Below are 11,077 nucleotides of genomic sequence, written 5' to 3'. Positions count from 1 at the left end.
CCGAATAGCTGATATCATTTTCTCTTGCCAAGCTGGATCGTCAAGTTTTATAGTAACTTTGCGGGGGCGGGAATGCCGTCGATCCATGTAAGCATAGAAAGCTTCGCGATCGTCTCTGTAGGTGAGAATGTATCGCTTTAGTTCGCGATCGCTCATTGCAGCATAATTGACATTACTCATGGCTCAATACTCCCATCAGGTTGAATTTCAAACTCAATCTCTTCGCTTTGTCCTGCTAAGATAAATAGATTAAGAGTCCGTTCATCTAAACGCACTATGTGAATTGGGTGGAACATCATGTTTGTAAGTAGATGACACAGCCGATATAAACTCCGTAACTGTTCTGCCGTTGGTTCCCTCATACACCGATCGTAATCTACTCCCAGCATTTGCAAACAGTCATTTTGCCTGCCCTATTAAATTATAACCCTTCAATCAACTACGCAAACATCGATCGACCTTTCGGTTGAGGAATAGGACGACCCAGTGCGTTAGCCGTTTCTATCCACTCCTGCATAATAATCTCTAGATTTTGCAATGCTTCTTGATAATTTTCGCCATCAGCCGCACATCCTGGCAATTCAGGTACTTCGGCAATAAATACCTGGTCTTCCTCACTCCAGTCAATGATTACTTTGTACTTCATTATCCTAAGCTAATTAAGTGTGCATCGCTTGCTCTGCCGCCTTAATCAAAACCTCATCCATCCAGTTGTTAATACTTTTGCCAGCCTTCTTGGCCGCAATAAAGATTTTGCGGTGATGTTCGGGAGTAGTGCGGAAGGGAAGTTTACCTGAAAAGGGTTTATCAGGTTCCTGTCCTAATTCTTTGCAAAACTCTAGATAATCATCGATGGAGTTTTGAAATTCTTGGCGCGCTTCTTCAATAGTTTGTGCTTTGAAAGTCACTACGTCATTAATATCAAGCACTCGCCCGAAAAGAATTTCCGCTTCTAAATCTACTTCAATGCTAGCACTGTAACCTTTGTAAGTCATCATGGCTGTAATACTCTTCCTCTTTCAATAAGTTCAATTTGTGAATGATGAATTTTATGCTAATACCCTTGTTAATTTGGGCTATCCGCAATGATTTTCCCGTTAACAGCTAAGTCATCATGGTTCAACCCCCGCCTTTATCAAAAATTCCCTGACTGATTTAACAGCTCCTTTATCTGTCTCTTTTTGAGGATGTGGTTCGTGAAATACAGCTCTAACCTCATTTAATAAAATGCGAACCCGCGAACCTGAACCTTGAGTTACAGCAGCACCTAGTGCTGTAAATAAATTTTCAATATCTTGCCAGTTAATATTAGCTGGTATAGGATCGGTAAAAATTGCTTCTAAAATCTTACGCTGTTTATTATTTAGCTCCATAAATATTTTATTTGTTGTTTTAAAATAAAATGATATCATTTCGTGATATCATTGTCAAGAGTGTGAGGTAATATCGTGTCAAGACTACTTGAGACTGGAACAAACACCACTTTCTTCGAGAATACTCGCCAAAGTCCGATTAGGGGGAAAGCGGAGGGGCGATGCAGGGAAAGACGATCGCGCTCGTACAAGCTTGCGAAACCAGGATCGATCTGCTATAATTGCCCTTACTTTCTTTACCTAAAACCTAATCTTCTCTGTAATTTACTGTCATGTACTTTCAAATTGAACCAACTGCTTATATTGTTGAGGGGCACGACTTATTAATAACACCTTTCAAGACACCTATTAAAACAGAATTTTATGATGAGGACACTGACGAAGAAAAAGATATACAACTAGGCTATATACTAGCGCACAGATTTGATTTAGCTTATTCACCCAGAAGATTAGTCAGCTTTGCAGATGACCTTGATTCTGATTTATTTCGTGTGGCTGAATTCTTCTTTATGAAGAAAACTAATTATCAAAAAATTTATGGTAGCAGATATCTCTTTTATATAGATTATATTTTTATTGAACCTGAGTTTAGAGGACATGGATATGCTCTTCAAGCATTAGCGTTGTTCTTAGAACTGTTCGCTAGAGGAGAAATTGTAAGTTGTCACCCTATACCTATGAAGGATTTAGAAGGTAAATACTCTAAAACTAAAGGCCAACTCATTATGAGAAAGTATTGGTCTAAACTAGGATTGACCTATTACAGCAAAAAACATAACATACTTTGGCAAGATGAATGGTCTATGCCCCAATGGTTAAAAAGTACAATATTCAAGTCATTCGATGACCTATGACAGTCATTTTGTATACCCAAAATAAAACGTAGGGCAGGCTTTTGGGCCTGCCCTACTACATTATAACTCTATTCTACCCCCTCAATCCGGTCTTCCACCTCTTGATAAAGTTCGCGCAACCTGTCCAAATTACTCTCCGAAGTCTCCCAATAACCCCGGCCATTCACCTCAAGCAAAGTGCTGACAATCTTGCGGAAAGAATGAGGATTTAAGTTAAGCAAACGCTTCTGCATCTCCTCATCTTGGATAAACGTACCGTTCACATCCTCATACACCCAATTATCCACAGCGCCCGCAGTCGCACTCCATCCAGTCGTGTTCACCAGACGCTTAGAAATCTCCCGCACGCCTTCATAACCGTGGGATAACATCCCTTCGTACCACTTCGGATTCAGCAGCTTGGTGCGCGAATCTAAACGCACGGTTTCTGATAGCGTCCGTACCTGCGCGTTGGCTGTTGTGGTATCAGCAACGAAGGATGTTGGTTGCTTACCGTCGGCGCGCAAACTGCCGATCAATTTGGTTGGATCGGAGTCGAAATAGTGCGATACGTCGGTTAGCGAAATCTCCGCAGAATCTAAGTTCTGGAATGTTACTTCAGCAGTTTTTAAGGATGATTCAAAAATCTGCCTGTCTTGTTCCATTGTTCCTGGGTTGTCGGAAGAAAAGGCGAAGGATTTGCGGGTTAAGTACATTTCCTGCAACTCGGCTTCGCTTTCCCAAGTGCTGTTTTCGATCGCCAAATTGACGTTAGATGAGTAGGAACCGGACGCATTAGAAAACACGCGGGTTGCTGCTTGGCGCAGGTTGATGCCCATTTCTTCGGCTTGCTTCAAGGCGTGTTTGCGGACGAAGTTCATTTCTAACGGTTCGTCGGCTTCCGCTGCCATTTTCACGGCTTTATCTAACAAGTTCATTTGGTTGATGAACAAGTCGCGGAAGACGCCGGAACAGTTAATTACTACGTCGATTCGAGGACGGCCTAACTCTTCTAAAGACAGCAATTCCAGTTTGTTGACGCGGCCCAAGGCGTCGGGTACTGGCTTCACTCCTACCATCCACATCACTTGGGCGAGGGATTCGCCGTAAGTCTTGATGTTGTCGGTTCCCCACAGCACAACGGCGATGGTTTCGGGATAGTTACCGCCGTTATCAGTGCGCTGTCTTTCTAACAGCCGATCGACAACAACCTTAGCAGACTTCACCGCACCCGTCGTGGGGATTGACTGCGGGTCCAAAGCGTGCATATTCTTGCCAGTAGGCAAAACATCCGGGTTGCGAATCGGATCGCCGCCGGGCCCAGGCACAATATACTCGCCTTCTAACGCGCGCAACAAAGCGCCCAATTCGTTGTCAGCGCAAACTTGCTGCAAACAGAATTCCAGATACTCAAACAGCGGTTTAATCGGTTCTGGATCGACTTTTTTGTAACCGGCGGCGTGCAAGGAATCAATCCAAGGTGTTTTCTTGCCCATGTTGAAGAAATTTAACTTGGAAACTAGGGAAACTCTCCCCTCCGCATCGGTTTGTTCCTTCACCAAAGCGCCGACGGCTTCCCGACAGGCTAAGGTGATATTTTGCAGCAATTCGACATCAGTTAAAATGCCTCGATCGCTATTTGTGTAAATTTCCTCGATATCGCGTCCCAGACTGTTAGCGATAATTCGCGGTAAGCTGATCAGGTTGTCTTCTTCGCGGTCTAAATTGGCGATATTTACCAAAGTTGCGATCGCCTCGATTGCAGTCGGCGGCTTGCCGATAATATGCAAACCGCAAGGTAACAACCGCGATTCAATCTCCATCAACTTGCGGTAAACCAAGCCAACTAAATTATCCCGTTCCTCCGCAGTCATGCCCGCAGCAACGCCTCTTTCCTGTTCGGGAGGTAGGGCGATATCTTTGTCTAAATTGACCAAACGGCATTTTTCGACGATCGCATCCACGATCGGCACACCCCGGCCCGTATCCTTCAAAGTTTGATAGGAAGCAATCAACTCGCTGAGTTCCTGCAAACCTTTGTACAAACCAGCATTTTCAGCCGGAGGAGTCAGATAGCTGATCGTTTCAGCATAACTGCGACGCTTAGCAATTGTTGCCTCGCTGGGATTGTTGGCGGCGTAATAATAAAGGTTAGGAATCTTGCCGATCAAACTGTCGGGATAACAATCGATAGACATTCCCATCTGCTTACCAGGCATGAATTCTAGGGAACCGTGAGTGCCGAAGTGCAGCACCGCATCCGCACCCCAAATGCGCTCCAAATATGTGTAGTAAGCAGCAAAACCGTGGTGCGGGCTCGCAGAACGAGAGAATAACAACCGCATCGGATCGCCTTCATATCCAAAAGTAGGTTGCACTCCGATAAATACGTTGCCGAAATGTTTGCCGAAAATCAGCAAATTTTGTCCGTCGCTGTTCAAATGTCCAGGAGGCGGGCCCCAATTTTCTTGCAAACGTTCCGAGTAAGGAGTGAATTCTTCGTATTCAGCTACCGACATCCGGTAAGCAATATTCAATTCCGGACTTTGATATTGCGCTGTGGCGTCGTGGATGACTTCTTGCATCAGTTTTTCGGCGGAATCCGGCAGTTCTGGCAAGTCGTAACCGTTACCTTTTAGGGCTTTCAATACTTCGTAAATTGAGCCAAAAACGTCGAGGTAAGCGGCCGTTCCCACGTTGCCTTTGTCGGGTGGAAAACTGAATACTGTGATCGCAACTTTTTTATCTAATTTTGGTTTGCGGCGCAGCATTGCCCATTTCATGGCGCGCTGCGAAATTGCTTCGATTCTATCTTGCAGGGCGATCGCCTTTCCAGTTGCGCCATCTCTACCCGACAAAATAATCGGTTCGATCGCACCATCCAACTCAGGAATCGCCACTTGCAAAGCAACTTGAATCGGGTGCAAGCCCAAATCGCTATTTTCCCACTCTTCCGTCGTTTGGAAAACCAGCGGCAAAGCCACCATATAAGGGCAGTTGAGCTTTTTCAAAGTCTCGATCGCCTTTGGGTGATCTTGTTTCGCGGGGCCGCCCACCAAAGCAAAACCAGTCAGAGAAACTACCGCATCTACGATCGGCAGCGGTGCCACACCTTTTGGCCCAACTTCCAAGAAAAAGGTTTCCACCGGTTTCGAGAAGTCCAAACCACCCGCAAAAATCGGTAAAACCCGCGCGCCCATTGCCTCGAATTCCTGGACTATTGCTACGTAGTGTGCGTCATCTCCAGTAACTAAGTGAGTGCGCTGCAACACTAAACCGATGCAAAGTGCCAGGGGGTCTTTGAGGTCTGAGGAAATATCTGTGCGGGCATTATACCAGTTCAGATATCCTTTGACATCCTCAAACATACCTGGTGCTAAAGGATGCCAAATCCCCATGTCCGGGTAGACAACGGGCTCTTGAAAAGTTAACTGTTCTTGGCCTTTGAATACATATTTATGTGACAGCATCAGCAAGAAGTTTTCCAAGTTTTCTTGGGAACCGCCCAGCCAATACTGGAAACTCAGCATGAAGTTGCGGGCATCTTGAGCTTTGTCGATCGGCAAATATTTCAGCACTTTCGGCAAAGTTTGCAGCAGTTTCAGCATTCCGTCTTGGAAGGAACTCCCGGACTTTTCCTTCCGTTTTTTCATGAATTCGCCGATCGCGCTTTTGCTTTGTCCCAACTGCGCCATCGAGAAACTGCCCATTTTATTGAGCCGCATCACCCCCGGCATTGACGGGAAGACGACGGCGACATCCAAGCTGTCGCGCAGCGGTTCTACAGCCGCTACCACTTTTTCGGCCAAATCTTCGATAAAAATTAGAGAAGCAATAAATACATTGGCATCAGCCACATCCCGCTTGAAGGCCTCGTAATTTTCCGGGCTGCGGAGTTCTTCGATCAGATAGCCGCTGATTTCTATTGCCAGATTCGGATTTTTGTTATTTATCGCTCGAACCGCTGCGGAGAGGGCGCTTTGATACTGCGGTTCTAGTACGACATAGACCACCTTCATGAGCGATCGCCCTTGCAAGTTTTCCGGCACGACGTGGCGAATGGTGGGCTTGACGTGAGTGAACATCCGGTTAGGCTCCTTTAAGATGCTGTTTTCTCTAAGCGGGAATTTTTTCCCCCATAAGCATTTTTACCAGAAAACGCTTGCCATTAGGCGATTCGATCCTGCCAATTACACAATTCGACAAATTTATTGCAACTTTTCGTTACATTTTTTGCTTAATTCCTTGAGCAAATACTCCAAATTTTATTTACAAAAATTTACTTTACATTAATCGCAAATTATGTATATTAAAAAAATCAACAAACCTTTGAGAAAAAAAATCCAGAAACAAGCTCCAACTTTTGTATAACAGATCAGACTTGCGATAGAGAGATTAACTGATGTAAAAGAAAGATAATTTATGAATGTAGAATAAAATAATAGGATAATTTATGTTTCACAAAACTTAATATTTACCAGGAACTTAAAACCATTTTATAACTTCTGAATTATATAAGTTCCGGGTCAGCGATCGAATGAATGAAAAGCTAATTAGCATTCACAATCAAACTCATCAAAACTCTTGGGGGAAAACATGGCTAACTACGCAATCTTTGACGAACAATTTTACCTAGCCTCATATCCTTGGATCAAACCAGCCATTGACGCAGGAGTCATCAAATCCGGGAGAGAACACTTTGAAAAATTCGGTCAAGCCGGCGGTCTAACCAAAGTATCGCGCTATTTTGATGAAACTGCTTACCTTACTGTCAACACAGACATCAGACCTTTCGTCCGCACTGTCAATCCAGGTGCACCTTTCGCGACAGGGCTAGATCACTTTATCCAGTTCGGTTACGATGAAGGACAGCGCCGCAGTGCAGTATCTCCTGAGTATAGCGAAGATTTTTACTTAGCAAATAACTCAGAATTGCGATCGTTTATCGGCCCCAATGGACCTTTCAAATCAGGATACCAGCATTTCATTCAATTCGGAGCCAAAGAAGGTCGTTTTGGGACTTCATTTTTTGAACCAGAATACTTAAGAAAAAACCCCGATATCGTCCCATTTGTCAACTCTGGAAACTTGAGAACTGGTCGGGAACACTACTTCAATTTCGGGAGAAACGAACCCAACCGATCTGCTACTTTTGTCGGCAGCCGCAGCAACGATATTCTCACAGGCATTGGCGTAGGGAATAATGAACTGATTGGAGTCGAAGTAGGTATCGATCCCCGAGGAAATCGACAATATGAAAGCTTTGGGGTTAATGAATTTGATGTCCTGACTGGCGGGCCAGGAGTTGATACATTCGTGCTCGGAGTTCCTGCTACAGCCGGGAATGGCGTCGCAGTACCGCTGTATACGGGTAACGGTCAAGCTACTATTCGGAATTTCAACGCAGCAGATGATTTGATCCAACTGCAAGGAAATTCTTTAAGCGATGGCTACAACCTGACTCCCGTTGGCAGCAATTTGTCAATCCAGCGTTTTGGAGATGTGCTGGGTGTGATTGAAGGAGGAGGAAGTTTGAATTTGGTATTCCAACAATCTAACGGTAACGGTACTTTCTCGATCGGATAGTTATTAGTCATTGGTCATTGGTCATTAGTCATCAGTTAATAGTGATGATTAATGACTTTTTTGTGTGTTGTGGACAATTGTACTATAAACAAGTACGATCGGATCGCACTTTAGGTTCTTAAAGGAGCAACCATGAATTACGCAATTTTTGACGAACAATACTACCTAGCCTCATATCCCTGGGTCAAACCAGCCATTGATGCCGGAATCGTCAAATCTGGAAGAGAACACTTTGAAAAATTCGGTCAACCTGGTGGCTTAACTAAAGTATCGCGGTATTTTGACGAAGATACTTATCTTGCTGGAAATCTCGACATCGCTGCCTTAGTCCGCAATCCTAGCAACCCAAACAAACCTTTTGCTACAGGCTTAGACCACTTTATCCAGTTTGGTTACGAAGAAGGTCGATCGCGCGTATCGCCTGAATATAACGAAGCATTTTATCTGGCAAATAACCGACAGTTGCAGCCGTTTATTCAGAATGGAACTTTTAAAAATGGCTACCAGCATTTCATTCAATTCGGCATCAAAGACGGTCAGTTTGGAACTTCATTTTTTGAAACAGAATACTTACAAAACAATCCCGATGTTCGGCCGTTTGTCAACTCTGGAGCCTTGAAAACTGGTCGCGAACACTACTTCAATTTCGGCAAAAACGATCCCAGCCGCTCTGCGACTTTTATCGGCTCTTCTGGGAATGACATCATTACCGGTGCTGGGGTGGGAAATACAGAATTAATTGGAGTTGAAGTAGGTTTTGTTCCAAGTGTTAATAGCTTTACTCTCGCCGGCCGAAATTATGAAAGTGACGGTAGTAATGAATTCGATACTCTCACTGGCGGTAGCGGCCGCGATCTCTTCAAGCTCGGAGAACTTTTATCAGGTACTGGTGGTAAGGGATTCAGACCCGCAACAACATTATATATCGGGCCTGGTTTTGCTACAATTCGGAACTTTACCCAAGGTCAGGATAGCATTCAGCTAGGATCAAACGATTTAGTACCTTCTTTAGATAAATTGTTGATATTTCCGATCAACAACAATCGAGATTTAGCTATCCAAACGAACGGCTTGTCCGTCTCCCTTCCCAATGGAACTTCGGGAATTAGTAGATTTGACACGCTCGCTGTTATTGAAGGCGGCGGAAATCTCAAGTTGAATTTATTATCTAACACTGCTATAGACTTTAGAGTTGGCTAGAAATCTCGTAACTATTAGCGGATTTGCCCGATCGCTGCTGGGAGTCCGATAATTAATTGTACCATCCAGAAACCGGGTTTTTCCAATAAACCCGGTTGCTAAGTCTTTAAGTGCGATCGCGCGCCAGCTTCAAAACCTCAACGACATCTTGGTGATTTTCCGAGGATGCCCAGATTAAGGCAGTCCAAGTATTATTATCCTTGGCTTTGAGATCGGAACCTCGATCGAGCAAAACCTGCACAACTTCAGCGCGCCCGCTACCCGCCGCACTCATCAAAGCCGTCAAACCATCCATAGTTTTAGCATTCACATCCGCCCCCGCATCCAGCAAAAGCTGTACAATCTCGGTATGTCCGGCAGCAGCAGCACTCATTAACGCCGTCCAACCGTCATTATCCTGACTCTTAGCATCCGCACCTGCTGCGAGCAATTTTTTGACAATATCAGCATTGCCAACCTCAGCCGCAGCCGTCAAAGCCGTCGCGCCTTCCTCGTCTTTGGCGTTGATATCTGCACGTTGTTCGATCGCACATTCTACAGCCGCCACATCACCCATCTTGACGGCATCCATTAAATCTGTCATAAATTCTCCCTTGTATCCTTTTAAATCTTAAATGCTATGACAGTCGATATTTTAATCCTCTCCAACGGGCCCGGAGAATTAGCAACTTGGGTGCGTCCCACCGTGCAAGCATTGCGCCAGCAATTGGCAAACAGGGACACAGAAGCCCGAATCTCGGTGGTGCTGTCCCCCTGTCCGCACGCCACGGGGAAAGAAGCAGAAATCGCATTGAGCTATGCAGAAGTGGACAGAGTGCAAGCACCGGAACATTTTTTTCGATTTTTATTATCGGGCAAAACTGCGGAAAATTGGGATTGGTACAAAACCGGAGTTGTTTTGTTTTTAGGCGGCGACCAATTTTTTACCGTTGTTATTGGTAAAAGGCTAAAATATCGCACGGTTACTTATGCGGAATGGGACGCGCGGTGGTATCGCTGGATTGATAGGTTTGCGGCGATGAAACCGGAAGTTTTGGCTAAAGTTCCGCAAAAATATGCTGATAAATTTGCAGTTGTGGGAGATTTGATTGCGGAAGTAGGCGATCGCAAATCGGAGACAAAAGACGGCGCATCACCCCGACGGGAAATAGAATTAATTGGATTGTTACCCGGTTCCAAGGCTGCGAAACTAGCTTTAGGTGTACCGTTATGTTTGGCGATCGCCCAATCGATTCATCGAGTCCGCCCTGAAACTCGCTTTGTAATTCCGGTTGCACCTACCATAGATGTGCAAACTCTAGCACGTTTTGCCGACCCAAAACAAAATCCCTGCTTGCATTTATTTGCCAACTCAGCCGCCGAACTTCATGTAACAGAATCACCGTTTTTGCAAACAGCAAATGGGTTAAAAATTGAACTTTGGACTGAGACGCCAGCCTATGATTTGCTATCAAAATGCAGTCTGTGTTTGACTACTGTGGGGGCGAATACTGCGGAGTTGGGATCGTTAGCTGTACCGATGATTGTGTTGATTCCGACGCAGCAGTTGGATGCGATGAAAGCTTGGGATGGTTTGCCGGGATTGTTGGCAAATTTGCCGTTAGTCGGTTCTGTTTTTGCGACGGGGATTAATTGGCTGATTCTGCAATTGGGGAGGGGAAAGCTTTATGCTTGGCCGAATATCTGGGCGGGCGAGGAGATTGTGCCGGAGTTAATTGGGAAGCTGGAACCGGAGGTGGTGGCGGAATTGGCGATCGACTATTTGAGCCATCCTGAAAAATTAGCACTCGTTGGCGATCGTTTGCGTGCAGTTCGGGGAGAATCGGGGGCGGCGCATAAAATTGCTGAATTGGTGTGTGAAGAAATTGAGGTGCAATCTAATTCCGATAATAATTAAATGTTTTTATTTTAAACCGCAGATGTCGGCAGATCAACGCGGATGAACGCAGATTTAATCCAGATTAATGGGTGCATCTCACTTTTTGCAAATATACGCGTAGGGGCGAAGCATTTCGGCAGTAAATCTCTGATTCTCACTAATAAATTGTCTGCCGAAATGCTTCGCCCTTGCAAAATAGAGATGCA

General features: G+C 44.9%; 11 protein-coding genes. 4 read left to right on the top strand and 7 right to left on the bottom strand.

What is annotated here, in order from left to right; all coding sequences use genetic code 11:
• From QT974_RS22840 to QT974_RS22825, 5 genes are all read right to left on the bottom strand, one after another.
• Positions 1-180, bottom strand: a 180-nt coding sequence (locus tag QT974_RS22840) for a DUF6887 family protein (protein ID WP_333470710.1), incomplete at its 3' end; no start/stop codon positions are given.
• On the bottom strand, positions 177-362 hold the full coding sequence (locus QT974_RS34820) for a DUF6888 family protein (protein ID WP_442933204.1): 186 nt from the start codon (positions 360-362) through the stop codon (positions 177-179). The genes QT974_RS22840 and QT974_RS34820, both read right to left, overlap by 4 nt.
• A gap of 77 nt (positions 363-439) precedes the next feature.
• Positions 440-646 (bottom strand): type II toxin-antitoxin system HicB family antitoxin, encoded by a 207-nt coding sequence (locus QT974_RS22835; RefSeq protein ID WP_333470709.1) that lies wholly within the window; start codon positions 644-646, stop codon positions 440-442.
• A gap of 13 nt (positions 647-659) precedes the next feature.
• Positions 660-998 carry a type II toxin-antitoxin system HicB family antitoxin gene (locus QT974_RS22830; RefSeq protein WP_333470708.1) on the bottom strand — a complete coding sequence of 113 codons (339 nt, stop codon included), beginning with the start codon at positions 996-998 and terminating at the stop codon, positions 660-662.
• 114 nt (positions 999-1,112) lie between these two features.
• Positions 1,113-1,412 (bottom strand): type II toxin-antitoxin system HicA family toxin, encoded by a 300-nt coding sequence (locus QT974_RS22825; RefSeq protein ID WP_333470707.1) that lies wholly within the window; start codon positions 1,410-1,412, stop codon positions 1,113-1,115.
• A 233-nt stretch (positions 1,413-1,645) separates the two neighbouring features.
• On the opposite strand from QT974_RS22825, the gene QT974_RS22820 reads away from it, so the two are divergent.
• Positions 1,646-2,227 carry a hypothetical protein gene (locus tag QT974_RS22820; protein WP_333470706.1) on the top strand — a complete coding sequence of 194 codons (582 nt, stop codon included), beginning with the start codon at positions 1,646-1,648 and terminating at the stop codon, positions 2,225-2,227.
• Between the two features lie 68 nt (positions 2,228-2,295).
• On the opposite strand, the gene QT974_RS22815 is transcribed toward QT974_RS22820, so the two are convergent.
• Positions 2,296-6,291: a magnesium chelatase subunit H gene (locus QT974_RS22815; protein ID WP_333470705.1), complete on the bottom strand. Its 3,996-nt coding sequence runs from the start codon at positions 6,289-6,291 to the stop codon at positions 2,296-2,298.
• 511 nt (positions 6,292-6,802) lie between these two features.
• Here QT974_RS22815 and QT974_RS22810 point away from each other — a divergent pair.
• Positions 6,803-7,792 (top strand): calcium-binding protein, encoded by a 990-nt coding sequence (locus QT974_RS22810; RefSeq protein WP_333470704.1) that lies wholly within the window; start codon positions 6,803-6,805, stop codon positions 7,790-7,792.
• Between the two features lie 132 nt (positions 7,793-7,924).
• Positions 7,925-8,992: a calcium-binding protein gene (locus QT974_RS22805; protein WP_333470703.1), complete on the top strand. Its 1,068-nt coding sequence runs from the start codon at positions 7,925-7,927 to the stop codon at positions 8,990-8,992.
• Positions 8,993-9,098: 106 nt separating this feature from the next.
• Here QT974_RS22805 and QT974_RS22800 read toward each other — a convergent pair whose 3' ends face one another.
• Positions 9,099-9,575 carry an ankyrin repeat domain-containing protein gene (locus QT974_RS22800; protein ID WP_333470702.1) on the bottom strand — a complete coding sequence of 159 codons (477 nt, stop codon included), beginning with the start codon at positions 9,573-9,575 and terminating at the stop codon, positions 9,099-9,101.
• 36 nt (positions 9,576-9,611) lie between these two features.
• Between QT974_RS22800 and QT974_RS22795 the strand changes: the two genes are divergently transcribed.
• The gene (locus QT974_RS22795; RefSeq protein ID WP_333470701.1) at positions 9,612-10,889 is read left to right on the top strand and encodes a lipid-A-disaccharide synthase; all 1,278 of its coding nucleotides are present in this window, start codon (positions 9,612-9,614) and stop codon (positions 10,887-10,889) included.
• Positions 10,890-11,077 lie beyond the last annotated feature (188 nt).

It is taken from the genome of Microcoleus sp. BM001215392, from assembly GCF_036700185.1.
Taxonomy (GTDB): domain Bacteria; phylum Cyanobacteriota; class Cyanobacteriia; order Cyanobacteriales; family Microcoleaceae; genus Microcoleus.
The sequence above is the reverse complement of the archived record's forward strand: the minus strand, read 5'-3'. Positions and strand labels throughout refer to the sequence as shown.